The following is a 24,031-nucleotide window of genomic DNA, read 5'->3' as shown; positions in this document are numbered from 1 at the left end:
CGGACGGGTCAGGGTCACGCGCGGCGGCGGGCGCGGTAGGCGCTGGCCTTGGCGCGGTTCTGGCACGGCAGGCCGCAGAACCGCCGCGAGGCGTTCCGGGTGACGTCGAAGAACACCAGCTCGCACCCCTCCGCCTCGCAGGACCGCAGCCGCCGCCCCTGCCCCACCCCGATCACCATGGCCAGCGCCGTGGCGGCGTCGGCGGCCCAGGCGTCCGCCGGCTCCGCGCCGGGGGTGTGGAAGGCGAGGACCGGCGGATCGCCGTGCAGGTTGGGGACGGCGGCGTGGCGTACCAGGGCCTGGTTGAGCGCGGTGACGTCGCCGGCGAAGGCGGGGTGCAGCTCGGCGGCCACCTCCGCCAGGCGGTCGGCGTCCGCGTCCGTCAGGGCGCGGTCGGGCGTCCAGCCCTGGCCCGGGGTCCAGTCCTCGCGGGCGATCGCCTCCTCCAGGGCGGCGCGGCGGTCGGCCGGCGGCGTGACGGGCCGGCCGCGGGCCCGGGTGACGTGCAACTCGTTCACCAGCAGGACGGCGAGCTCCGCCCACCTCCCGACATAACTGTCTATCTGTGATTGACCAGTGATGCGCCAAGCCTCTATCGTCACTGGCACAGCTTATCTAGACAGTGAGAGGTTCGTCATGAGCGCACCGTCCAGGCTTGCCCGCCGCATGTGGCACCAACTGGAGCCGATCCACGCCGTGCTGTACTTCTCGCCGCAGGGGTTCGGGCGGGCGGCGGCACTCGGCTATGACGTGGAGTCCCGCTGGCCCAGCTATTTCGCCTACCGCACGGCCCCGCTGGGGCGGGCCGGGACGCGGCTGGCCACGGCCCTTTACTACAGCTTCAGCCCGCGGATGATCGCCGAGCACGTTCCGGCCGTGTGGGAGGTGGCCTCGCCCGAGCAGGTGCTGCGGGCGCGGCTGGAGGCGGTGGACGAGACCTATCGCCACCTGCTCGGCGACGGCGAGCGCCTGACCGGGCAGGGCGTGGCCGAGGCGGCGGAGCTGGCCAGGCGGGCGGCCGAGAGCGTGCGGGTGGAGGGCCGGCCGTTCGCGGCGGCCAACCTGGACCTGCCGTGGCCGGAGGAGCCGCACCTGGTGCTGTGGCAGGCGGCCACCGTGCTGCGCGAGCACCGCGGCGACGGCCATCTCGCGGCGCTGGCCGCGGCCGGGCTGGACGGGTGCGAGGCGCTGGTGTCGTTCGCCGCGGTCGGGGCCGCGCCGGCCGGGAACTTCGCCGGGCGGGGCTGGAGCGAGCAGGAGTGGGCGCAGGCGCGGGAGCGGCTGGCCGCCCGTGGCCTGGTGGAGGCCGGCGGGCAGGCCACCGAACGCGGCAGGGCGCTGCGCGACCAGGTCGAGCGGATGACCGACGACCTGGCCTTCGAGCCCTGGCGGCGGCTCGGGGAGGAGCGGGCGGGGCGGCTGGCCCAGCTCGCCGCGCCGTTCCTCGGGGCGGTCTTCGAGGCCGGGTTGCTGCCGATGACCAGCACACTCGGCATCGCGACCGTCCAGGTACCCGACTGAGCAGGGAGCGCGCCCGGGCAGGCGGCCGGCCGTGTCAGGCGAAGCCGGGGGCGGGCTGCCAGAGGCTGATCTCGGTGCCCTGGTCGTCGGTGCACGAGCAGCCGCGCCCCGACTTGCTCTCGTGGATCTCGCCGGTGGCGCCGCCGAGCTCGCGCACCCGCTCGACGGCCTGGTCGATGTCGTCCACGTGGTAGTACAGGTTCGGCTGGGACGACGCGCCGCCCGCGACGAAGCCCATCGGCACGGTGGTGCCGGTGACGTGCAGGTACGTCTCGTGCTCGCGCTTGAACTCCCAGCCGAACAACCCCCCGTAGAAGGCGGCCGCCCGCTCCAGGTCCCGGACGGACAGGGTGTAGTAACCGAGCTCGACAGCCATGCGCATGCCTCCGCGATAATAGTTTCCTACAGCGTTAATATACTAACGGAAGTAGGCAACAATTAACACTAACGTTAACGAAATCGACGCCACGCTGGCAGCCCTGGCCGACCCGACCAGGCGCAAGGTGATCGATCTGCTGCGTGAGGGCCCGCGCCCGGCCGGGGAGCTGGCGCAGGCCGTCCAGATGAGCGCGCCGGCGCTCAGCAGGCACCTGCGCGTGCTGCGCGCCAGCGGGATCGTGCAGGCCGAGGCCGGCGGGGCCGACGCCCGGCTGCGCCTCTACACGCTGCGGCAGCAGCCGTTCACGGCGCTGCAGGCATGGCTGGACCAGGTGCAGGCGTTCTGGGCCGAGCAGCTCGGCTCGTTCAAGGACCACGTGGAGCGCACCCGGTGAACTCCGTACGAGCCAGCGTCACGGTGCCGATCGACCCGGCCACCGCGTTCCGCGTCTTCACCGACGAGATCGACGCCTGGTACGTGCGGGGCCGCCACAGCTGGGTCGACCCGGCCCGCGCGGTCGGCATCCGGTTCGAGGACGGCTACCTGCGCGAGCTGTGGTCCGACGGCGGCCACGTCGACACCGGCAGGATCCTCGCCTGGGAGCCGCCGCGCCGCCTGGTCTGGGCCGACCTGCTCAACGACGGGGCGATGGAGATCGAGGTCGCCTTCAGCCCCGTCGAGGGCGGCACCGAGGTGCTGCTGGAGCACCGCGGCCTGGACACGCTGCCGCCGGACGTGGCGGGGCGCATCCGGCGCGGCTACTCGTGGAACATCGTGCTGGGCTGGTTCGCCGACAGGTGGAAGAGCTAGCGGCGGCCGTACTTCTTGTGCACCGCCTGCTTGCTCACCCCGATGGCGTCGGCGATCTGGGCCCAGGCCAGCCCGGCCACCCGGGCCCGCCGCACCTGGACGGCCTCCAGGCGCTCGATCTCACGGCGCAGCGCGGTGGTGGCGTGCAGTGCGAGCAGCGGATCGTCGTCCTGCGCCTGTCTCATGAGGGTCGCCAGGTCGTTCGTCATGCCTCAAAGGTAATCCAGCAGCGACGCGCCGATCGCCGTCGAGTGCGGCAGCACCACCGGCTCACCGGCGCCCCGTTCACCCTGCCATCAGCGCGACTCCACCACCATCCGCACGCCCAGCCCGACGAGCACCACGCCGGAGATCTGCTCCAGCCGCCGCTTGACGGCCGGTCGGCCCAGCCATGCCCTGGCCCGGTCGACGGCCCAGATCAGCAGCCCGTACCAGATCAGATCGACGATCACCCACACGACGGCCAGCGTCACGAGCGTCAGCGGCACGTTCTGCCCGGCGGGGACGAACTGCGGCAGGAACGACATCGCGAACACCGCCGCCTTGGGGTTGGCCAGGCAGGTGCCCACGCCGGCCAGGTACGGCCCGCGCCGGCCGGGCACGACCTCGCCCTCGGGCGCGGGCGGCGCGCCCTTGCGGGCCTGCCACAGCGCCTGGGCGCCCATCACGACCAGCAGCACCGCGCCGGTCACGCGCATGATGTCGTAGGCCACCTGCGAGGCGACCAGCAGGGCCGACAGTCCGAACGCGGCGGCCAGCCCCCACAGCAGGATGCCGGTCTCGTTGCCGAGCGTGGCGGCCAGCCCCGAGCCCCGGCCGGCGCGCAGGGTCTGGCGCAGGATGATCGCGGTGCTGACCCCGGGCACCATGGCGACCAGGACGCACGCCCCGATGAAAGCGAGAAGATACATGCGGGGATGCTGACAGAACCGCGGCCACATCTCCCCTGTTTTTCGGCCACGGGGCCTCCCTGATCTCAGGAGTAGAGCTTGGCCAGCTCGGCGACCGCCTCGGCCATCATGGTGCGCAGCTCGGGCGGCTCCAGCACCTCGACGTCGGCGCCCATGCGCAGCAGCAGCCAGCGCGCGTGCGAGATCGACTCGACCGGCACGGTCAGCGTGAGCCAGCCCTCGGGGTCGGGCTCGGCGGCGGCCAGCGCGGCCTCGACGACGTCGCGGCCCATCGTGTACGCCAGCAGGTCGCCGCGCCCGGGTGCGAGCTTGATGACGGCTTCGGCGGTGTACATGCGCTCGCGGAAGTCCTTGGCGTACCGGTGCCAGAACTCGCCCAGGTCGAAGCCCTCGGGCCGGGCGAACCGCCCCGGAAGGGTCTCCAGCGTCAGGATCCGCGCCACCCGGTACGTGCGCGGCGTGCCGTCCGGCGGCGCGGCGACGAGGTACCAGGAGCCGCCCTTGAGCACCAGCCCGAGGGGGTGGATCACGCGGTCCACCTCCTGCTGTCCCCAGCGCCGGTAGGTCATGTGCAGGGGCCGCTGGTCCCACACCGCCTCGGCCACCTCGCTCAGGTGCGGCACGTCGTCGCCCGAGCGGTACCAGCTCGGCACGTCCAGCACGAACCGCTCGCGCATCCGGGAGGCGTGCGAGCGCGGCTCGGGCGGCAGCGCGGCCAGCAGCTTCAGCTCGGCGTTGGCCGCCACCTCGGCCAGCCCGAGCTCGGCGGCCGGCCCCGGCAGCCCGGCCAGGAACAGCGAGGACGCCTCCTCGGCCGTCAGCCCGTTGAGCCGGGTGCGGTAGCCGTCGAGGAGCTGGTAGCCGCCCGCCGGTCCGCGATCGGCGTAGACGGGCACGCCGGCCGCCGACAGGGCCTCCACGTCGCGGTACACGGTGCGTACCGACACCTCCAGCTCGGCCGCCAGCTCGGGCGCGGTCATGCGGCCGCGGGTCTGGAGGAGCAGGAGCAGGGAGAGCAGGCGGCTTGCGCGCATATTTTCATTGTATTGCGCACATATGCCGTGTTTGTATGAACACATGGAACGTGTGCGAGCCATCATGAACACCTTGCGTACCCACGACAGCGTGTCCGTGGCCGAGCTGGCCGCCGAGCACGGCGTGTCCGAGATGACGATCAGGCGCGACCTGGACGAGCTGGCCCAGCAGGGGGTGGTGCGGCGGGTGAGGGGCGGCGCGCTGTCGCTGCTGCTGCGCGGCGAGGAGCCGCCGTTCGGGGTGCGCGAGCGGGAGGCGGTGGAGGCCAAGCGGCGCATCGGCGAGGAGACGGCCGCGTTGATCGCCGACGGCGAGGCGGTGGTGCTGGACGGCGGCACGACCGCGCTGGAGGTGGCTCGCGCGCTGGCCGACCGGCGGGTGACGGTGCTGCCGCTGGCGCTGCAGCCGGTGATGCTGCTGGCCGCCGCGCCGCGCGTGCGCCTGGTGCTGCCCGGCGGCGAGGTGCGCAAGGGCGAGCTGAACGTGATGGGCCCGCTCACCGAGAGCTCGATCCGGGCGCTGCGCTTCGACACGGCGGTGATCGGCTGCTGCGGCCTGTCCGCCGAGCACGGCCTGACCGCGCACGACCTGCCCGAGGTGGCGGTCAAGCGGGCGGCCATCGCCGCCGCGCGGCGGGTGATCGCGGTGTGCGACTCGGGCAAGTTCGCGCGGACGGCGTTCGGTGCGGTGTGCCCGATCGGCCGGCTCGACGTGGTGGTGACCGATCCCGGCGTCCCGCCGGAGGAGCGCGACGCGCTGGCCGCGGCCGGGGTGACGGTCAAGGAGGCCGTGTGACACGCGAGCGGGTGGCCGTCTACCTGCTGTTCTTCCTGTCGGGCACGGCCATCGGCACGTGGACGGCCCGCATCCCCGCCATCAAGGAGCGGCTGGATCTCGGCGACGGCCAGCTCAGCCTCGCGCTGCTGGCCGTGGCGGCCGGGGCGGTCGTCGGCATGACGGCCGTGGGCCGCCTGGTGGACCGGTACGGCAGCAGCCGGGCCGTGGTCCCGGCGGCCCTGGCGCAGGGCGCGGTGCTGGTGCCGCCCGCGTACGCGCCGGACCTGCTCACGCTGTCGGCGACGCTGCTGGTGTTCGGGGTCGTGCACGGGATACTCGACGTGGCCATGAACGCCAACGCCGTCGAGGTGGAGCGGGCCCACGGGCGGCCGATCATGTCGTCGTTCCACGCCGTCTACAGCGTGGGCGGGTTCGCCGGCGCGACGGCGGGCGGGCTGTTCGCGCACCACGACCTGTCGGCGGCGGTCACGTTCTGGGCGGTGGGGGCGGGGATCGCTGTGCTGGCGGCGTGGGCGGCGCGCTGGGCGCTGCGCTCGGCGCCCGCCGGGGAGAGCGCCGCGCGGGGCCGGGGCGGGCGGCCGCAGGGCATCGTGTTCCTGGGCGTGCTGGCGTTCTGCTGCCTGGTGGGCGAGGGGGCCGCGGCCGACTGGAGCTCGGTCTACCTGCGCGAGGACCTGGCGGCCTCGCCGGGGATCGCCGCCGCCGGGTACGCGGCCTTCTCCCTGATGATGACGGCGGGCCGGCTGGCCGGGGACCGGCTGGCGGCGCGGTTCGGGCCCGTCGCGCTGGTGCGTTGCTGCGGGCTGCTGGCCGCGGCGGGGCTGGGGCTGGCGCTGCTGGGCGGGCACCAGGTGGCCGGGGTGGTCGGGTTCGGCTGCTTCGGGGCGGGGCTGTCGTGCATCGTGCCGCAGGTGTTCTCGGCGGCCGGGCACCGGGATCCCGCCTTCTCCGGGCGGGCGCTGGCGCGGGTGGCCTCGATCGGCTACCTGGGGATGTTGTCGGGGCCGGTGTTCATCGGGGCCGTCGCCGAGCTGACAGGGCTGCCCCGGGCGCTGGCCATCCCGGCGCTGCTGGCCGCGTTCGTCGCGCTCGCCGCGACGGCGCTGCGCGTGCGGGCCGAGGAGCCGGCCGCTTAGCGGGCCGCGTTCGCCGCACTCGCCGTTGACGGCACTGCGCGTACGGGCAGCCGGCCGGTCAGCCGAAGTGCTGCCAGCCGAGCCTGATCACCATCGCCACCACCACGACCAGCAGCACGATCCGGACGAAGCCGGCGCCCCGCTTGAGCGCCATCCGCGCGCCGAGCTGGGCGCCGGCCACGTTGCACACCGCCATGCCGAGGCCGAGCGCCCAGTTCACGTGCCCCTGCACGCCGAACACGAGGAGCGCGCCGACGTTCGTCCCGATGTTGATGATCTTCGCGGAGGCGGAGGCGGAGACGAAGTCGAGCCCGAGGATGGTGGTGAAGGCGATGATGAGGAACGTCCCGGTGCCCGGCCCCATGATGCCGTCGTAGAAGGCGATCACCACGCCCGCCGCCGCCACCGCGGCGAACACGCGGGGCCCGGTGCGCAGGTGCGGCACGGGCAGCGCGCCCATCGACGGCCGCAGCGTCACGAACGCGGCCACGGCGAGCAGCACGACCATGACGGCGGGCCGCAGCACCTCGGCCGAGATCGACGCCGCCGCCCACGCGCCCAGCCCGGCGCAGAGCACGGCCAGCGCCGCGCCGGGGATCGCCACCTGCCGGTCGACCTTGGTGGAGCGGGCGTAGGCGACGGCGGCGGAGGTGGTGCCGAACACCGACGAGAACTTGTTGGTGGCCATCGCCTCGACCGTCGGGATGCCGGCCACGAGGAGGGCGGGCAGTTGCAGCAGGCCGCCGCCGCCCACGACGGCGTCCACCCATCCCGCTCCGGCCGCTGCGACCAGCAACACCGCGATCTGATCCAGCGGCACGCGCCACTCCCCCGACTTCCCCCGATAAAACCGTCATGAGTGTATAAGTCGGGCTTTAGTTGCTTTGCCGCGCCCTGTCCTCGGCTGCCAGATATTCGTTTCACCAGGACACGGGGGCTTCGATAGGGTCGAGGGCATGTCGATCTTCGGCCCGGCCATCGATGTCCGCCCCCTGTTCCCGCGCGAGCGGGAGGCCATGCTCGACCTGCTGCGCGGCCTGGAGCCGGCCGACTGGGCCAGGGCGACGGTCTGCCCCGGCTGGGACGTGCACGACGTCGTCGCGCACGTGCTCAACGACTACATGCGGCGCCTGTCCGGCGCCCGTGACGGGCATTCCGGCGCGGTCTTCGCCGATGACGAGACGCTGCCCGCCTACCTCGCCCGCACCAACGACGAGTTCGTCAGGGCGGGCCGCCAGCTCAGCCCGCGGCTGATGATCGAGCTGCTGGAGCACCTGGGGCCGCAGCTCGACGCGGTGTGGGCGGCGCACGACCTGGAGGCACCCGCCGGGCTGAACGTGTCCTGGGCGGCCACCGACGTCGGCAGCCCCGGCTGGCTCGACGTCGGCCGCGAGTACACCGAGTTCTGGGTCCACCAGCAGCAGGTGCGCGACGCGGTCTCCCGGCCGGGGGCGACGGAGCCCGGGCTCCTGGCGCCGGTGCTGGGCGTCTTCGCGCAGGCGCTGCCGTTCACGCTGCGGGCCCACGACCGCCCGGAGGGGACGGTCGCGGTCCTGGAGGTGCTCGGGCCGGCCGGCGGGCGGTGGAGCGCGGCGTGGCGTGCGGGCCGATGGCGGATGGCCGCACCCGGCGACCAGCCCGCCGCCCGCGTCTCGATGGACCAGGACACGTTCTGGCGGCTCGCGACCAGGGGCATCGGCGTCGAGCAGGCCCGGGCGCGGGCCGAGGCGAGCGGCGACCCGGAGCTCACCGCCGCCATGACGACCCTGCTGGCCGTCGTCGCCTGAACACCGGCGCGCGGAGCCGTCCAGCGCGTCCCGATGATTCACCTCCCGGCCATCCGCCCGCCATCGCCCCCGCGCGAGAATCTGAGCGCGGCAGCGGAGCGGACCGGGGAGCAGCACTTTGACGACCGACCAGCGGCGCCACGCCACCGGCGGTGGCCGGTTCCTGCGGGAGTTCATCAGGTCGCCCCTGCGCACGGCCGCCGTGCTGCCGAGCTCGCCGCGGCTGGCGGCGCAGATGGTGGTGGGCATCCCGGAGCGCGGTGAGCCGCTGGTGGTGGAGCTCGGCGCGGGGACCGGCGCCTTCACCTCCGCCATCCAGCGGCGGCTGCGCGGCCGGGGCAGGCACGTCGTGATCGAGCTCAACGACAGGTTCGCCACCGAGATCGCCCGCGCGTTCCCCTCGGTGGAGGTGGTGTGCGACGACGCCGTTCACCTGCCGCGGCTGCTCGCCGGGCTCGGCGCCGGGCCGGTGGACGTGGTGGTCAGCGGCCTGCCGTGGATCGCCTACGCCGGGCGGCCCCCGCTGATCGAGTCGGTGGCCCGGGCCCTGTCGCCCGCCGGGGTCTACACGCAGTTCGCCTACACCTGGACGCGCTGGGCCGCCCCGGCCAGGCGGCTGGCCGGTGGCCTGCGGGCGGCGTTCGAGGAGGTCGTGACGAGCACGACGGTCTGGCGCAACCTGCCGCCGGCGGTCGTCCACGTGGCCCGCCGGCCCCGGGCGTCCCTGGCCGGTCGGGACGTCACCGGCTCATGACGCCGGCCGTCCCGCCCTGCCGTTCCGTGAAGCGCTGCTGCCCCAGCACCGCGAGCAGCCGCAGCTTCTCATAGCCCTCGGTCCGCGGCGGGGCGGTGAGCACGAGCAGCGCCTGCGACTGGTCCTCGGTGAACAGCACCTGGCAGTCCAGCTCGATCTCGCCGAGCTCGGGGTGGACGAGGATCTTGTGGTCCTCGAAGCGCTTGGCCACCTCGTGCCGGTCCCACAGCTCGGCGAACTCCGCGCTCGCCTTGCGCAGCGCCCGTACGAGCTCGCCCGCCCGCGACTGCGGGCCCCTCGTCCCGTGGGCGGCGCGCAGGTTCGCGACCAGGGCGCGGCTCTGCCGGTCGCGGTCGGCCTCCGGGTAGCGCAGCCGCTCCGCCGGGTCGGTGAACCAGCGGTAGATCTCGGTGCGGGCGTGCCCGGTGTGCCCGGACCTGTCGCCGAACAGGGCCTCGGCCATCCGGTTCTGCACGAGCGTCTCGCCCAGGTCGGACAGGATGAGCGCCGGGGTGTCGTCGAGCCGGTCCAGCACGCGCAGCAGGGCGGGGGCGACGTGCGTGGCGTCCGTCACCGAGGCCGGGGCGTTGTGCCCGGCGATCTGGAACAGGTAGTCGCGCTCGTCGCTCGTCAGCCGCAGCGCCCGGGCGAGCGAGGCCAGCATCTGCACGCTCGGCTGCGGGCCGCGCTGCTGCTCCAGGCGGGTGTAGTAGTCGGCCGACATCACCGCGAGCGACGCCACCTCCTCGCGCCGCAGGCCCGTGGCCCGCCGGCGCGCGCCCGCGGGCAGCCCGACGTCCTCGGGCTGCAGCGCCTCACGGCGGCGGCGCAGGAAGTCCGCCAGGGCTGCACGATCCATACGCCCATTATGTTCGCCCCAGGCCGGTGCTCCGAGGGCCGAGCCAGGGATCGCCGATCCCCCTCTGCGGCACGCGGCGGGCGCCCGCGCGACGCGAGATATGATCCATTCGCCGCATGGCGCGGGCCGGCGAACGGGTATGTCCCGGGAGAAGAGGCAGCGGAGGACATGAACCGGGCACCAGGCATGGTGGATGTGGCACGCGAAGCGGGCGTGTCGCACGTCACCGTGTCCCGCGTGCTCAACAACCACCCCTCCGTGCGGCCGGAGACCCGGGCCCGCGTCGAGGCCGCCATCGAGAAGCTCGGCTACCGCCGCAACAGCGTCGCCCGCGCGCTCAAGAGCCGCCGGTCCTCGACGATCGGCCTGGTGCTCGCCGGCACCGAGCTGTACGAGCTGCCCCGCATCCTGCGCGGCGTGCAGACCGCGGCGCAGCGGGCCGGCTACTGGGTGAACCTGGCCAGCTGGCAGGGCGGCAGCACCGTGGACCTGACCGAGACGCTGCAGCGGCTGACCGACCAGGCGGTCGAGGCCATCGCCGTCATCGCCGACCGGCCCATGGTCGTGGACGCCCTGACCGGCATCGTCACCGGCGTGCCGATGACCGTGATCATGTCGGGCAACGTGCCCAACCCGGACCTCGGCTTCGTCGAGCTGGACCAGGAGCTCGGCGCGCGGCTGGCCGTGCGGCACCTGGCGGAGCTGGGTCATCGGCACATCGCCCACCTGACCGGCTCCCTGCGGACGTTCGACGCACGGGCCCGGGTGGAGGGCTGGCGGGCCGGGCTGAAGGACACGCCCGAGGCGCGCGGCGAGCTGCTCGAGGGCGACTTCACCGGCAACAGCGGCTATCGGCTCGCGCACTACCTGGTCACCCGCGAGGGCCACGAGCGCCCGACCGCGATCTTCGCCGGGAACGATCAGATGGCCATGGGCGTGCTGGCGGCCTTCGCCGAGCTGGGGGTGAAGGTGCCCGGCGACGTCTCGCTCGTCGGGTTCGACGACATCGCCGGGGCGGCGTACCTGGTGCCCGCGCTCACCACGGTGCGGCAGGACTTCGTCGCGCTGGGGGCGCGCTCGATCGAGCAGTTGCTGCGGATGATGCAGGGCGAGCCGGCCTCCTCCGAGCGGATCGCGCCCGAGCTGATCGTCCGGCGCAGCACCGCGCCGCCCCGGTCGCCGGCCTAGCCCGGCTGGTAGTCGAACCAGCGCACGATCGCGCGGCCGGTGCCGGGCCGGCCGTTGCCGGTGGCGTAGAGGCCGAGGTGGACCCCGACGAACCCGCCCGCGCGCTCGGTGCTGAAGAAGGACCGCTCGACGGTGGCCAGGTCGGTCCAGCCCCCGGCGTCCGGGTGCCGGGCGCGGAAGGTGTAGCCGGCCTCGTCCGCCTCGACGGCCAGCAGCGCCTGCCCCGGCGGTAGCGGGGCGGCGGCCAGCCGGGTGCTCGTGCCCGCCTCCCTGACGGTCAGCACCGCCTGCGGCGTTCCTGCCCCGTCCACGGTGAGGGCGAGCGTGGCGTGGTGGTCCTGGCTCTGGAAGACGGCCAGACCGGCCTCCTCGGACGGATGCGCCGCCGCGAAGCCGATCCGGGTCCGGGCCTGGAAGCGGACGTGTTGCTGGCGCCGTCCGATGAAGGCGGGGACGCCGGTGGAGCTGAGCGGCTCGGGCGCCACCCTGATCTCCAGGCCGTCCGCGGTGGGTTCGACGAGGTCGGTGACGGGTCCGCGCAGGCTGTTCCACTCCAGGCCGAGCCGCGGCTCGTCGAAGCGCGTGCGGCCCGCCGGGGCGGGCTCCTCCCGCTGGGCGGGGGCGGAGGGGAGGCGCGGGAGGCGTTCCGTGAGCCGGACGCCGCCCGTCTCCGGGGCGAAGACCGGCCCGTGGGCGGTCCAGTCGACGGGCACGAGGAAGACCTCGCGGCCCAGCGTGTGGGTGCCCTCGATGGGGCGTACGCCGAGGGTCACCGCCCAGGTCTCGCCGCCGGGGGTGTCCACCAGGTCGACGTGGCCGACGTTGTGGATGGGCTCGTCCGGGCCGCGGTGCCGGTGGGTCAGCAGCGGGCTGCGCGGGTCGGTGACGTAGGGGCCGGTGACGGCGCTCGACCGGGCGGCGGTGACGCTGTGGTTGCGTTCGGTGCCGCCCTCGGCGGCGATCAGGTGGTAGACGCCGTCGCGCTTGTACAGGTGCGGCGCCTCCACCCAGGCCCCGCGTACGGCGCCGTGCCAGAGCACGTGGGTGGGGCCGACGAGCCGGAGCCGGTCCAGGTCGAGCTCGCGCATCCACAACTCGCCGGGGCCGCCGTCGCCCGCGGCGTCGCGGCAGGCGGTGAACCAGCAGCGGCCGTCGTCGTCGAAGAACAGCGACGGGTCGATGCCCTCGGCCTCCAGCGGTACGGGGTCCGACCACGGCCCGGCGGGGTCGGTGGCGGTGACGACGAAGGTGAGGCTCCCCCGCCGGTTCACCGCCAGCGTGGAGACCACGTAGAACGTTCCGCCGTGGTGGCGGATGGTCGGCGCCCACACTCCGTCGGAGACGTCCAGCCCGTGCAGCGGGAGCTGCCCCGGCCGGTTCAGCACGTGCGTGAGCTGCCGCCAGCGCACCAGGTCACGGCTGTGGAACAGAGGCAGGCCGGGGTAATACGCGAACGACGAGGTGACCAGGTAGAAGTCCGCCCCGACCCGGCAGATCGACGGGTCCGGATGGCAGCCGGGCAGGACGGGGTTGCGGAAGGTGCGCACGGGGGTGGGCTCCGAGGGGCTTGTTACAAGAAGGGGCTTGACAGCATGACAACGTTAACATCAGGTTAGATCCCAACGCACGAACCCGGCATCCCGCCGCGGAACGCACCACCTTGCCGAGGAGCCCGTCCATGACTGCACCGACCCCCACCTCGCCCCGAGCGGGGGGACACCGCCGCCGCACGCTGCTGGGCGCCGCCCTGGCGATCGCCCTGACGGCGTCGCTGGCCGCCTGCTCCGCCGGCGACAGCCCTTCGGAGACCGCGAGCGCGAGCGGGCCGGTCACGCTGGAGTTCTGGACCTGGAGCCTGAAGGGCAGCGACCCGGCGGCCAAGGCGATCGCCGACAAGTACCACCAGCTGAACCCGAACGTCACCGTCAAGCTGTCGGAGGTCGGCGGCACCACGGAGACCGCCTCCAAGCTGCTGGCCGCCGACCAGGCCGGCGACACCCCTGACGTGGTGCAGATCGAGTACCGCGGGCTGCCCGCCCTGGTGGTGGCCGGAGCCGTCAAGGACATCACCGCCGACGTGGCGGGCGTCAAGGCGAACGTCGAGCCCAACATCTGGGCCCAGACCACCTTCGGCAACCAGGTCTACGGCGTGCCCCAGGACATCGGCCCGATGGTCCTCACCTACCGCAAGGACCTGTTCGACAAGTACGGCGTCAAGGTCCCGACCACCTGGGACGAGTACGCCGAGGCCGCCGAGCAGATCCGCGAGAAGGACCCCGAGGCCTACATCGCCAGCTTCGCCGCCAACCAGCTCGAGTTCTTCGCCGCGCACGCCGCCCAGGCGGGCGCGGCGTGGTGGAGCACCGACGGCAACGCCTGGAAGGTCGGCATCGACGGCGAGGCCTCGCTGAAGACCGCCGACTTCTGGCAGGACCTGGTGGAGCGGGACCTGGTCAAGGTCGAGCCGCTGCTCACCCCCGAGTGGAACGCCCAGGTCAACAACGGCAAGATCCTGAGCTGGGCCGCCGCGGCGTGGGCGCCGAGCGTGATCTACTCGGTCGCGCCGGACACCGCCGGCAAGTGGGAGTCCGCGCCGCTGCCGCAGTGGACGAAGGGCCAGGCCGCCGTGCCGTTCCTGGGGGGTTCCGCGTACCTGGTGCCGGCCAAGTCGCAGCACGCCAAGGAGGCCGCGGCGTTCGCCGCCTGGCTGGGCGCCTCCGAGGAGGGCTCCAAGCTGCTGCTCGGCCTGGACCTCTTCCCCGGCGGCAACGCCGGCAGGCAGGCGACCCTGACGCACGAGCCGCCGAAGCTGATGCCGCAGCAGAAGGACTTCTACCAGGTCACCGACCAGGTGATCAAGAACACCACGATCCCGGTGACGTGGGGGCCGAACGTGAACGTGGCGCAGACCGCCTTCGGTGACGCGCTCAACAAGGCCGCGCTCGACAAGACCTCCTTCCGCGCGGTGTACCAGGCCACGCAGCAGGCCGTCGTCGCGGACCTGCAGAAGTCCGGCTACACCGTCACCAAGTAGCGCTCGATCCCACTCTGGACGTCTCATGCCCGCCACCTCCGCCGGCCGGCGCCCGCGCCTGCGCGCCGTCGCCACCCCGTGGTTGTTCGCCACACCCGCGATCGTCTTCTTCGTCCTGTTCCTGGTCGTCCCGATCGGCTACGCCGTCTACCTGAGCTTCCGCGGCTTCCGCGTCGAGGGCGGCGGCGCGTTCGGGCGGCGGACGCAGGCGTTCGTCGGCTTCGAGAACTACCTCGCCGCGCTCACGGACCCCGAGTTCGTGGCCGGGCTCGGCCGGGTGCTGCTGTACGGGGTGATCGCCATCCCCAGCGTGCTCGGCCTGGCCCTGCTGTTCGCGCTGCTGCTCGACACCCCGAGGGTGCGGGCGCGCGGCTTCTCCCGTACAGCGATCTTCCTGCCGTACGCGGTGCCGGGCGTGATCGCCAGCCTGCTGTGGGGGTTCCTGTACCTGCCCAGCACCAGCCCCGTCTCCTACCTCGCCAGGCAGCTCGACGCCGGCCCGCTGGACTTCTTCGGCTTTCCCGCCCTGTACTTCTCGCTGGCCAACATCGCGCTGTGGTCCGGCGTCGGCTTCAACATGATCATCATCTTCACGTCGCTGCGCGCCATCCCCACCTCCATCTACGAGGCGGCCCGCATCGACGGGGCGGGCGAGCTGCAGATCGCCTGGCGCATCAAGATCCCGCTGGTGGCGCCCGCGCTCGTGCTCACCGGCCTGTTCTCGGTGATCGGCACCCTGCAGCTCTACAGCGAACCGGCCACGTTGCGGCCGATGACGACCACCATCAGCTCCACCTGGGTGCCGCTGATGAAGATCTACCAAGAGGCATTCGTGAACGACAACCTCGGCGGGGCCGCGGCCGCCTCCGTCGTGCTCGCGGCGGGCATCCTCGTCCTGTCGCTCCTGCTGCTGCGCTTCTTCCAGCGCCGCACGTTCGGGGACAACGCATGACGGCCATCACCTCCACCGGAGACCGCCAGTTCCGCCGCCGCCGTCCCCGCCCCGGGCGCCGGCCGCGGCTGCCGCTCGTGGTGCTGCTGCTCGGCGCGCTGTACTGCCTGACCCCGGTGGTCTGGGTGGTCATCGCCGCCTCCAAGTCGCCGCGCGAGCTGTTCACCACCTTCTCCTTCGCGCCCGGCAGCGGCCTGCTGGACAACCTGGCGAACCTGAGCTCCTACGGCGACGGCCAGTTCTGGCGGTGGGGGCTCAACTCGCTGCTGTACGCCGGCCTCGGCGCGGTCCTGTCCACGCTGGTGTCGGCCATGGCCGGATATGCCCTGGCCAAGTTCCGCTTCCGCGGGCGCGAGGCGCTGTTCTCGGTGATCCTGGCCGGGGTGCTCGTGCCCGGCATCGTGCTGGCCGTCCCGCAGTACCTGCTGCTGGCGGGCGTCGGCCTGGCGGGGACCCACTGGTCGGTGCTGCTCCCGGTGATCATCAACCCGTTCGGCATCTTCCTGTGCCGGGTGTTCGCCAACGCCGCGGTGCCGGAGAGCACCCTGGAGGCGGCCCGCCTGGACGGGGCGGGCGAGCTGCGCATCTTCTGCACCATCGTGCTGCCCATGATGGTGCAGGGGCTCGTCACGGTGTTCCTGCTGCAGTTCGTCGGCATCTGGAACAACTTCCTGCTGCCCTTCATCATGCTCTCCGACCAGGAGAAGTACCCGATCACCCTGGGGCTGTACACGTTCCTGTCCAAGGGCGCGGGCGACAGCGACCTCTACCCGCTGGTGATCATGGGCTCGGCCGTGTCCGTCATCCCGCTGATCGCGCTCGTCCTGGTGCTGCAGCGGTTCTGGCGCGCCGACCTGCTGGCCGGCGGGCTGAAGGGATGAGCGGCCGGACTACGACCACCTCGACGGGCTGACCCTGCGCGTCCACCCGGGCCCTGACGGCGAGACCACCGTCACCGTGACCGATCAGCCCGCGCGGTTCACGGTCACCCGCTCCCCGGCGGCGAGGTCTCGATCTCCTCGTCCCGCGCCTCCGGATGGACCTGCGACTGCGTGTGAGGCTTTCGCCCTATATGATCACACTCATCACCTATAGGTATCGATATCCCCCTTAAGCCTGCCGAACGATCACGGAGCTGCATGGACCTCGCCACGCGACGGCGCCGGCAGGCGCTGTTCCTGTTCTTCCTCCTCCCCGGAATCGCGATGTCGTCGTGGGTGACCCGCACCCCGGACCTCCGTGACGGCCTGGAGGCGTCCACCGCCCAGATGGGCCTGATCCTGTTCGGCCTGTCGCTCGGCTCCATGATCGGGGTCCTGTGCTCGGGGCGGCTCGTCTCGCGCTTCGGGACCAGGCCCGTCATGGGCGTCGGCACCGCGCTGATCGTCGCCGGCCTGGCCGTCATCAGCGCCGGCAGCCTGCTGTCGTCCGCTCCCCTGGTCATGGCGGGCCTGTTCGCGTTCGGCGCGGGCATGGGCGGGGGCGAGGTCGCGATCAACGTCGACGCCGCCGACGTCGAGCGCATCACCGGGAAGACGACCATGCCCATCCTGCACGGCTGCTTCAGCCTGGGCACGGTCGTGGGCTCCTGCGCGGGCATCGGGGCCACCGCCGCCCGCCTGCCGGTGCACTGGCATCTGGCCGCGGTCACCCTGATCGCGGCCGCGATGCTCCTGTACGCCGTCCGCGCCATCCCCGCGGGCACCGGCACCGGCGCACCCGGGGAAGCCGGCTCCGGCCGGCCGCGGCCCAAGCTCTGGAAGGACACCCAGCTCGTCCTGATCGGCGCGATCGTCCTGGCGATGGCGCTGGCCGAGGGCGCCGCCAACGACTGGCTGCCGCTGCTCATGGTGGACGGGCACGGCGTGGACGCCACCGCCGGGTCGCTCGTCTACACCGGCTTCGCCGCCGCCATGACCATCGGCCGCTTCGGCGGCGCCTACTTCCTCGACCGCTTCGGCCGCACGGCCGTCGTCCGGGCCAGCGCCGTCTCGGGAGCGATCGGGCTGCTCCTGGTCATCTTCTCGGACAACGCCGTGCTGGCCGGAGCGGCCGTCCTGTTCTGGGGGCTCGGCGCCTCGCTGGGCTTCCCCGTCGCGCTGTCGGCCGCGGGCGAGACCGGGCCCGACGAGACGGCCCGCGTCAGCCTGGTGGCCACCATCGGCTACGTCGCCTTCCTCGTCGGGCCACCAGGCCTCGGCTTCCTCGGCGACCACTGGGGCCTGCGCACCGCCATGCTCGTGGTGCTCGCCTTCGTGATCTCCGCCGTCTTCCTGGCCCCCGCGGTCGACACCTGCGGCCGCGTCGCCGCGATGCAGGATCAGCGCAGGTAGACGTTGGGCTGGGGCGGGGCGCTCATGCCGTTGCCGATGAAGAAGCTCGGGTGCGGCGGCTGGTTGTAGGCGGTGTTCTGCCAGGCCAGGGCCACCCGGTACTGCGGGTCGTGCAGCAGCGTGTGGATCTTGGTGGTGGTCGCGTGGGGCGTGGCGTAGATGCGCAGCGCCCGGTTGTCCGTGGTCGGCCAGATGACCTCCTCGCGCCAGTCGCCCAGGATGTCGCCCGACAGTGACGGGGTGGCCTTGGTGCCGTTGTTGCTGTGCACGCCGGAGGCCGTCAGCAGGCGGGTCTCGCCGCCGGTGCCGTACTTGTCGATCCTGGTCTGGTCGAGCAGCTCGCGCACCGGGTCGCCGTCCCACCAGGACAGGAAGTTGGCCGAGGACGGCTGGCGGCCGATGAGCGCGCCGGAGGTGTTGCGCAGGCCGTTCTGCCCCGCGCCCGAGGCCCAGGACTCTGCGCCGGGGCTGCCCGCGTGGATGTCGGCGGACACGCCGCGGGCCGGTCCCTCGCCGTCGGAGCCCGCTCCGGTGCCGGTCTGCCACAGCACCTGGCCGGTACGGGCGTCCACCATGTAGAGGCCCGGCCGGTTGGCCGACTCGGAGATCTTGACGTACTCCTGGCCCGCGCGGCCCGGGTTCAGGTCGCTCAGGTGGGCGGCGTCGCCGTGGCCCCAGCCGACGTTCCACAGGCGGCCGCCGTTGTCGTCGATGGCGGCGGCGCCGTAGAGGATCTCGTCGCGGCCGTCGCCGTCCACGTCCCCCACGGTGAGCGAGTGGTTGCCCTGCCCGGCGTAGGAGCCGTTGCCGGAGGCGTTGGTGTCGAACGTCCAGCGCTTGACGAGCCGGCCGTCGCGGAAGTCCCAGGCGGCGATCACGCTGCGGGTGTAGTAGCCGCGGGCCATGATCAGGCTGGGGCGCTGCCCGTCCAGGTAGGCGGTGCCGGCCAGGAAGCGGTCCGCGCGGTTGCCGTAGCTGTCGCCCCAGGAGGAGACGTTGCCGCGGGGCGGGTCGTAGTTCACCGTGGACAGCGCCGCGCCGGTCCGGCCGTCGAACATGGTGAGGAATTCGGGTCCTGCCAGGACGTACCCGGAGGAGTTGCGGTGGTCGGCGCTCGCGTTGCCGATCACGGTGCCGCGGCCGTCCACGGTGCCGTCGGCGGTCTTCACGGCGACCTCGGCCCGGCCGTCGCCGTCGTAGTCGTAGACCTGGAACTGGGTGTAGTGGGCGCCGGCGCGGATGTTGCGGCCCAGGTTGATCCGCCACAGGCGGGTGCCGTCCAGCGTGACGCCGTCGAGGAAGACCGGGTCGGTCACGCCGGACTGGGAGTTGTCCTTGGAGTTGTTGGCCTCCCACTTGAGCACCAGGTCCAGGCGGCCGTCGCCGTCCAGGTCGCCGACACTGGCGTCGTTGGCGTGGTGGCCGGAGGATGGCGGCGTGATGGGCACGTCGAGGTAGCCGCCGCCGAAGCGCAGCGAGGTCTGCGAGGCGGGGCCCTCGGTCCCGCCGCTGACCGGGCGGACGGTGTAGGAGGCGTCCGGCGCCGCGCCCGGGTCCAGGTGGTTGGTGGAGTTCGTGACGGTCGCGATGCGCGTGCCGGCCCGGTAGACGTTGAAGGACGTGTCGCGGGACTCGGTGCCCAGCAGCCGCCAGGAGACCAGGTTGCCGCTGCCGGAGCGGACGCTGATCAGGCCGCGGTCCAGGTCCTCGGCCTGCTTGGCGCCCGTGGGGACGGAGGTGGGGGTCACCGTCGGGGTCACGGTCGGGGTCACGGTCGGCGTCACCGTCGGGGTCGGTTCGCCGGATCCGCCGGTGCAGGTGACGCCGTTGAGCGCGAAGGAGGCAGGCGCCGGGTTGGCGCCGTTCCAGGAGGCGTTGAAGCCGAACGTGGTGCTGCCGCCCTCCGGGATCGCGGCGTTGTGGCCCGCGTCCGCCGCCCTGACGGCCGCGCCGTTCTGGGTGGCGGTGGCGTTCCACGCCTGGGTGATCCGCTGCCCGGCGGTGAACGACCAGTCCAGGTGCCAGCCGTTGATCGGCTCGCCCACGTTCCTGATGGTCACGTTGCCGGTGAACCCGCCGGGCCACTCGGTGGCGACGGTGTAGCCGACCTCGCAGGCCACCGCCGCCGCGGCGGGCGACTGCAGGCCGACGGCGCCCGCGAGCACCAGGCAGGCGGTGCTGCCGAGTGCCGTGCAGAGCAACGCTGGACGGGATAAACGTTTCATTGAGCGTCCAATCGACAGGTGGTTCTCGGCGGGAGGCCGAGCGCCCACACGGTAAGAAGACGCTGATCAGCGTGTCAACGAGCCAGCCGGCGCCCGACCTGCCGGCGATTGTTACCTTTCAGGTCAGCGGCAGGAAGGCGGGTCCGGCGGCTCTGAAACTTTCGGTCAGCGGGAGGGGGCGGCCGTGGACTCGCGGACGACCAGGCGCGGCCGGTAGACCAGCTTCTGGTGACGGTGGCCGGGCCTGGCCTCGTCCAGGAGCAGCTCCGCCGCCACCCGGCCCAGCTCGCGCTTCGGCTGCCACACGGTGGTCAGCGGCGGGGCGAGCTGCGCGGCGAACGCCACGTCGTCGTACCCGACCACCGACATCTCCTCCGGCACCGCGATTCCCCGCTCCCGCAGGCCGCCGATCACCCCGAGCGCCGCCGTGTCGTTGAGGCACAGGATCGCGGTGGGCGGATCGGCGGCGCCCAGCACGTCCTCCAGGGCCGCCGCGGCGGTCACCGTGATGTCGGGCGACGGCACCCGGACGTCCAGCACGCCCCGGCCGGGGTCCAGGCCGGCGTTGATGAACGCCTTGCGCACCCCGGCGTGGCGCTCGGCGGTCTGCTGCACCTCGATCGCGGCGCTCAGCAGGGCGATCCGGCGATGCCCCAGCGCGAGCAGGTGCGCCGCGACCTGCTCGCCGCCCCACTGGTTGTCCATCGACACCGAGCACAGCCGGCCGTCGGACCTGTGGTCCAGCAGCACCACCGGGACCCCGCGCCCGGACAGGGCCACCAGGGGGCCGAGGTCGGGCTCGACCGGGGTGATGAGCACGCCGCGCACCCGCTGCTTCTCCAGCTCCTGCAGGTAGTGCCGCTCCCGGCCGGGCTGCAGGTCGGTGCTGCAGGTCATGAGCATGCAACCGTCCTGGAGCAGCCGGTCCTCCACGCCGCGGCAGACCTCGGTGAAGAACGGGCCGGCGATGTCCAGCGTCACCGCGCCGACCAGCGGGCTGGGCATGCCTCGTAACCGCCTGGCGGCGTTGTCCGGCAGGTATCCGACGCGCTCCATCGCCGCGTGCACGCGCCGGCGCGTCTCCTCGGCGACCAGCTCGGGATTGTTGAGGACGTTGCTCACGGTCGTCGGCGAGACCCCGGCCTCCCGCGCGACCTCACGCATCCCCGCCCTGCGCATCCCCGTCCCGCGCGTCCCGGCCCTGGGCTGCCCGGTCGAAGCGTCCCCACTCACGCGCAGCACCATATCGGGATCTCGGCCGCCGGGGATCGGGCGAGCGGTCTAATCCACGACCAGGGCGCCGCCGTGCCCGGCCGCGGCCCCGGCGAGCAACCGGCCGAGCCGTTCCTGCTCCAGCTTGCGCCCGTGCAGTTCCAGCGCCACCCGAAGGCCCCTTCCGTCCTGTCTGGATCAGGGTAGCCACCGGCTGATCCCCGGCGGGCACTTGCTGGAGATCCACCGCATGGGATCACAATGGCCCATGGCTGACTTCACGCCGCTGTTGCCCGGTGACCCGGAGGAGCTGGGCGGCCTGGAACTCCTCGGCAGGCTCGGCGAAGGCGGGCAGGGCGTCGTCTACCTCGCCAGGACCCCGATGAACGTGCGCGTGGCCGTCAAGTGGCTGCGCCCGGCCGGGGAGGACGGCTTCGAGCGCTTCCTACGGGAGGCGGAGGTCGCCCAGCGCGTGGCGCCGTTCTGCACCGCCGCCGTGCTGAGCACGGGCGTCGAGCAGGGCAGGCCGTACATCGTCAGCGAGTACGTCGAGGGCCGCTCGCTGGAGCGGGTGGTCAGGGAGGACGGCCCGCTCGCGGGCGGGGACCTGGAACGGCTGGCCATCGGCACCGCCACCGCGCTGGCCGCGGTCCACCAGGCCAGCGTGGTGCACCGGGACTTCAAACCCGGCAACGTCATCATGGGCGCCACCGGCCCGCGCGTGATCGATTTCGGCATCGCCCGCGCGCTCGGCCCGGCCACCCTGACCAGCAGCACGCAGATCGGGACGCCCGCGTACATGGCTCCCGAGCAGGTCATGGGCCGCGGCGTGGGGCCCGCGGCCGACATGTTCGCCTGGGCGGGGACGATGGTCTTCGCGTCCTGCGGGCGAGCGCCGTTCGGCGGCGACGGGGCGCACGCCGTGATGAACCGGGTGCTCAACGCCCGGCCCGATCTGGGCTCGCTCGACGGGCCGCTGGGCGACCTGGTGCTGCGGTGCCTGGCCAAGGAGCCGGAGCTCCGGCCCACGGCCACGGACGTGATCACCTGCCTGCTGCGGAATCCGGAGCCGGGAGCCGACCCGCTCGCGGCGGGCGCCAGGCAGGCCGCTCCCGGCGGTGCCGCGCCCGCGGGTCGTTCCAGGCCGCGGCTCGCGGCGCTCCTCGTCGCCGCGGGGGCCATGATCGTCACGGCCGTCCTGGTGACCGGGCTGGCCGTGCCCGGCTGGCTGCGCCCGCCGGCGCCCTCGCCGTCGGGCCGGGCGGTGACCCCCGCCCCGCCGGTCGCCCCCTCCGAGATCGCGCTGCCCGGCGGCGCGATCACCCTCTACGAGCGCCCGTCCGACCCGATCACCCTGACGGCGTACGAGGTCTACGACAAGAAGCTCGACGAGGACGTCGACTACGCCCGGCAGTCGCTGCGGGGCACGTTCGACGCGTATCCGGACAACGTGGAGTCGCTGGTCTCCCCCGACGGCCGTTTCCTGGCGGGACGGCCGGACGACTACACCTCCGACGGCTACGACTCGCTGCTCATCACCGACAGGCGGGACGGCTCCAGCTTCCGGGTCAAGACCGTCAGGAAACCGCTGGACACCAGCCTCCGCGCCTGGTCGAGGGACAGCTCCAGGATCCTCCTCAACCTCGACAGGAAGACCGAGGACGAGCAGGGCGAGGACGTCTGGACCACCCTCGGCTTCGCCATCGTGGACGTGCCGCGCCGCGAGGTCGACGTGGTGCACGTGGCCGACGACTCCGTCCGCGGCGGCAACTTCGGCTGGGACGGCGCCGAACAGGGCGTGGTCGCCGTCTACGGCAAGGACGAGGGGTTGCGCTTCTTCGACGCCGCCGGCAGGCGCGTCCGGGACGTCCCGGGCATCGGGCCGCTGGCGGCCGGCACCCTCGACATCTTCTCCCCCTCGGGCAGGACGTTCGTGACGGGCTGCCCCGGCAGCGACGATCACTGCCTGTGGGACGCGGGCACCGGCAAGCAGGTGCGCAGGTTCTCCTCCGACTGCGACAAGGTGCTCGGCTGGTACGACGAGTCGCACCTGTACTGCTGGGAGCACGACAACGGCAGATTCGACGAGGTCCGCGTCGTCGCGTTCGACGGCAAGCTCACGCACAAGCTGCTGGAGTCCGCGGACGAGCTCGAGGTCTCCCCCTACTTCACGGTCAGGCCCACGACCTCCTGAGACCCGGCGCCCGGGTGCGCCCGCCGGCTCCGTCAGCGCCGCTTCAGCACGCCGAGCAGGCTGGTGAGGCTGTCCTGGCCGTGGCCGGCGGTGACGCCCCGGCGGAAGATCTCCAGGGCGGCGGCGGGCAGCGAGTCGTCGACGCCGGACTCCTGCGTGGTGCGCAGGACGTGTTCCAGGCTCGCCACGCCCATGGAGACCCGGTCGACGTCCCCCTCGTGGTGGCCCGCGGCGATGCGCGGCGCGTAGAACTCCAGGAAGTAGCGCAGGTCCATGGTCTTCACCGCCCGCGGCAGGAAGTCCTGCGCCGAGATCCCGTTGGCCTCCGCCACCGCCTGGCCGTGCAGGTAGCCGAGCAGCGCCGTCCAGAACATGTCGATCCCGATCTGGTAGTACAGCGCCGCCAGCCCGTGGTCCGCACCGAGGTAGTCGATCCCGGTCAGCACCTCGAGGGCGGCCCGGTGCGCCTCGACGGCGTCCTCGGGGCCGCTGTAGTACGTCATGGCGTCCGGCGTGCCGATGCCCGGAGGCGGTACCTGGACGCCGCCGGTGATCTGCACGGCCCCGCGCCCGGCCAGCCAGGCGGCCGCCCGGCGGGCCCTGTCCGGGGTGTCGGAGGTGAGGTTGGCCAGGGTGCGCCCGGCCAGTGCGGCCTCGGGCGCCTGCGCCAGGATGGCGTCCATCGCGTCGTAGTCGGTCAGGCTCAGCACCACCAGCTCGTTCGCGGCGAGCGCCGCCGCCACCGACCCCGCCCGCCGCGCGCCCTGCGCCACCAGCTCGTCCGCCCTGGCAGGCGTGCGGTTCCACACGGTCACGTCGTAACCGGCACGCAGGTAGGCACCGGCCATGGCGCTCCCCATGGGGCCCAGCCCGATCACGGTCACCGACTTCATCATGGATCTC

The 24,031-nt window shown here is 73.0% G+C and carries 24 protein-coding genes; 13 read left to right on the top strand and 11 right to left on the bottom strand.

The features are described from left to right. Positions 1–14 precede the first annotated feature (14 nt). A complete protein-coding gene (locus tag ACBJ32_RS03915) occupies positions 15–518 on the bottom strand; it encodes a CGNR zinc finger domain-containing protein (protein ID WP_375125446.1) in 504 nt (167 codons plus the stop codon). A 118-nt stretch (positions 519–636) separates the two neighbouring features. Between ACBJ32_RS03915 and ACBJ32_RS03910 the strand changes: the two genes are divergently transcribed. Further along, complete coding sequence (locus ACBJ32_RS03910) at positions 637–1,521, top strand: hypothetical protein (protein WP_375125445.1); 885 nt, start codon at positions 637–639, stop codon at positions 1,519–1,521. Between the two features lie 34 nt (positions 1,522–1,555). Here ACBJ32_RS03910 and ACBJ32_RS03905 read toward each other — a convergent pair whose 3' ends face one another. Continuing rightward, entirely contained in the window at positions 1,556–1,897 is a 342-nt protein-coding gene (locus ACBJ32_RS03905; protein ID WP_375125444.1) for a VOC family protein, read from the bottom strand. A gap of 61 nt (positions 1,898–1,958) precedes the next feature. Between ACBJ32_RS03905 and ACBJ32_RS03900 the strand changes: the two genes are divergently transcribed. Both ACBJ32_RS03900 and ACBJ32_RS03895 read left to right on the top strand, forming a co-directional pair. Next, positions 1,959–2,294: a helix-turn-helix transcriptional regulator gene (locus ACBJ32_RS03900; protein WP_148432532.1), complete on the top strand. Its 336-nt coding sequence runs from the start codon at positions 1,959–1,961 to the stop codon at positions 2,292–2,294. Further along, positions 2,291–2,710 carry an SRPBCC domain-containing protein gene (locus ACBJ32_RS03895; RefSeq protein WP_357878703.1) on the top strand — a complete coding sequence of 140 codons (420 nt, stop codon included), beginning with the start codon at positions 2,291–2,293 and terminating at the stop codon, positions 2,708–2,710. Before ACBJ32_RS03900 ends, ACBJ32_RS03895 begins: the two co-directional genes overlap by 4 nt. Here the strand turns inward: ACBJ32_RS03895 and ACBJ32_RS03890 are convergent. The 3 genes from ACBJ32_RS03890 to ACBJ32_RS03880 all read right to left on the bottom strand — a co-directional run bounded on the left by ACBJ32_RS03890 (position 2,707) and on the right by ACBJ32_RS03880 (position 4,655). Continuing rightward, positions 2,707–2,919: a hypothetical protein gene (locus ACBJ32_RS03890; RefSeq protein WP_080040151.1), complete on the bottom strand. Its 213-nt coding sequence runs from the start codon at positions 2,917–2,919 to the stop codon at positions 2,707–2,709. The two genes, ACBJ32_RS03895 and ACBJ32_RS03890, sit on opposite strands and share 4 nt — an antisense overlap. 87 nt (positions 2,920–3,006) lie before the next feature. Then, positions 3,007–3,621 (bottom strand): LysE family translocator, encoded by a 615-nt coding sequence (locus tag ACBJ32_RS03885; RefSeq protein WP_375125443.1) that lies wholly within the window; start codon positions 3,619–3,621, stop codon positions 3,007–3,009. A 65-nt stretch (positions 3,622–3,686) separates the two neighbouring features. Further along, a complete protein-coding gene (locus ACBJ32_RS03880) occupies positions 3,687–4,655 on the bottom strand; it encodes a helix-turn-helix transcriptional regulator (protein ID WP_375125442.1) in 969 nt (322 codons plus the stop codon). Between the two features lie 43 nt (positions 4,656–4,698). Here ACBJ32_RS03880 and ACBJ32_RS03875 point away from each other — a divergent pair, with 43 nt between their 5' ends. Together ACBJ32_RS03875 and ACBJ32_RS03870 are read left to right on the top strand one after the other, a co-directional pair. After that, the gene (locus ACBJ32_RS03875) at positions 4,699–5,451 is read left to right on the top strand and encodes a DeoR/GlpR family DNA-binding transcription regulator (RefSeq protein WP_375125441.1); all 753 of its coding nucleotides are present in this window, start codon (positions 4,699–4,701) and stop codon (positions 5,449–5,451) included. Then, positions 5,448–6,590, top strand: a complete 1,143-nt coding sequence (locus tag ACBJ32_RS03870; RefSeq protein WP_375125440.1) for an MFS transporter — start codon at positions 5,448–5,450, stop codon at positions 6,588–6,590. Before ACBJ32_RS03875 ends, ACBJ32_RS03870 begins: the two co-directional genes overlap by 4 nt. A 58-nt stretch (positions 6,591–6,648) precedes the next feature. Here the strand turns inward: ACBJ32_RS03870 and ACBJ32_RS03865 are convergent, their stop codons facing one another. Then, positions 6,649–7,410 carry a TSUP family transporter gene (locus ACBJ32_RS03865; RefSeq protein WP_375125439.1) on the bottom strand — a complete coding sequence of 254 codons (762 nt, stop codon included), beginning with the start codon at positions 7,408–7,410 and terminating at the stop codon, positions 6,649–6,651. A gap of 136 nt (positions 7,411–7,546) precedes the next feature. On the opposite strand from ACBJ32_RS03865, the gene ACBJ32_RS03860 reads away from it, so the two are divergent. After that, positions 7,547–8,377, top strand: a complete 831-nt coding sequence (locus ACBJ32_RS03860) for a maleylpyruvate isomerase family mycothiol-dependent enzyme (protein ID WP_375125438.1) — start codon at positions 7,547–7,549, stop codon at positions 8,375–8,377. Positions 8,378–8,495: 118 nt separating this feature from the next. Next, a complete protein-coding gene (locus tag ACBJ32_RS03855) occupies positions 8,496–9,131 on the top strand; it encodes a class I SAM-dependent methyltransferase (RefSeq protein ID WP_375125437.1) in 636 nt (211 codons plus the stop codon). Here the strand turns inward: ACBJ32_RS03855 and ACBJ32_RS03850 are convergent. Continuing rightward, positions 9,118–9,990 carry a helix-turn-helix transcriptional regulator gene (locus ACBJ32_RS03850; protein ID WP_375125436.1) on the bottom strand — a complete coding sequence of 291 codons (873 nt, stop codon included), beginning with the start codon at positions 9,988–9,990 and terminating at the stop codon, positions 9,118–9,120. The genes ACBJ32_RS03855 and ACBJ32_RS03850 overlap by 14 nt on opposite strands. A 168-nt stretch (positions 9,991–10,158) precedes the next feature. Here ACBJ32_RS03850 and ACBJ32_RS03845 point away from each other — a divergent pair, with 168 nt between their 5' ends. Next, positions 10,159–11,178, top strand: a complete 1,020-nt coding sequence (locus ACBJ32_RS03845; RefSeq protein WP_375125435.1) for a LacI family DNA-binding transcriptional regulator — start codon at positions 10,159–10,161, stop codon at positions 11,176–11,178. Here the strand turns inward: ACBJ32_RS03845 and ACBJ32_RS03840 are convergent. Further along, a complete protein-coding gene (locus ACBJ32_RS03840; protein WP_375125434.1) occupies positions 11,175–12,725 on the bottom strand; it encodes a glycoside hydrolase family 43 protein in 1,551 nt (516 codons plus the stop codon). The two genes, ACBJ32_RS03845 and ACBJ32_RS03840, sit on opposite strands and share 4 nt — an antisense overlap. 131 nt (positions 12,726–12,856) lie before the next feature. On the opposite strand from ACBJ32_RS03840, the gene ACBJ32_RS03835 reads away from it, so the two are divergent. The 4 genes from ACBJ32_RS03835 (at position 12,857) to ACBJ32_RS03820 (ending at position 17,497) form a co-directional block, all read left to right on the top strand. After that, the gene (locus ACBJ32_RS03835) at positions 12,857–14,212 is read left to right on the top strand and encodes an ABC transporter substrate-binding protein (protein WP_375125433.1); all 1,356 of its coding nucleotides are present in this window, start codon (positions 12,857–12,859) and stop codon (positions 14,210–14,212) included. Positions 14,213–14,237: 25 nt separating this feature from the next. Then, entirely contained in the window at positions 14,238–15,164 is a 927-nt protein-coding gene (locus ACBJ32_RS03830; protein ID WP_357878737.1) for a sugar ABC transporter permease, read from the top strand. Next, a complete protein-coding gene (locus ACBJ32_RS03825; protein WP_375125432.1) occupies positions 15,161–16,045 on the top strand; it encodes a carbohydrate ABC transporter permease in 885 nt (294 codons plus the stop codon). The genes ACBJ32_RS03830 and ACBJ32_RS03825 overlap by 4 nt, the downstream gene beginning before the upstream one ends. Before the next feature lie 258 nt (positions 16,046–16,303). Then, positions 16,304–17,497, top strand: coding sequence for an MFS transporter (locus ACBJ32_RS03820; protein WP_375125431.1), 1,194 nt, complete (start codon positions 16,304–16,306; stop codon positions 17,495–17,497). Here ACBJ32_RS03820 and ACBJ32_RS03815 read toward each other — a convergent pair. After that, positions 17,485–19,698 (bottom strand): cellulose binding domain-containing protein, encoded by a 2,214-nt coding sequence (locus tag ACBJ32_RS03815; RefSeq protein WP_375125430.1) that lies wholly within the window; start codon positions 19,696–19,698, stop codon positions 17,485–17,487. The genes ACBJ32_RS03820 and ACBJ32_RS03815 overlap by 13 nt on opposite strands. Positions 19,699–19,887: 189 nt before the next feature. Further along, a complete protein-coding gene (locus tag ACBJ32_RS03810) occupies positions 19,888–20,955 on the bottom strand; it encodes a LacI family DNA-binding transcriptional regulator (protein WP_375125429.1) in 1,068 nt (355 codons plus the stop codon). A 247-nt stretch (positions 20,956–21,202) separates the two neighbouring features. On the opposite strand from ACBJ32_RS03810, the gene ACBJ32_RS03805 reads away from it, so the two are divergent. Next, on the top strand, positions 21,203–23,128 hold the full coding sequence (locus ACBJ32_RS03805) for a protein kinase (protein ID WP_375125428.1): 1,926 nt from the start codon (positions 21,203–21,205) through the stop codon (positions 23,126–23,128). A gap of 32 nt (positions 23,129–23,160) precedes the next feature. Here the strand turns inward: ACBJ32_RS03805 and ACBJ32_RS03800 are convergent, their stop codons facing one another. Next, positions 23,161–24,024, bottom strand: coding sequence for an NAD(P)-dependent oxidoreductase (locus tag ACBJ32_RS03800; protein ID WP_375125427.1), 864 nt, complete (start codon positions 24,022–24,024; stop codon positions 23,161–23,163). Positions 24,025–24,031 lie beyond the last annotated feature (7 nt).

Origin of the sequence: Nonomuraea sp. GTA35, from assembly GCF_041950525.1 — a bacterium.
Lineage (GTDB): Bacteria > Actinomycetota > Actinomycetes > Streptosporangiales > Streptosporangiaceae > Nonomuraea.
The sequence above is the reverse complement of the archived record's forward strand: the minus strand, read 5'-3'. Positions and strand labels throughout refer to the sequence as shown.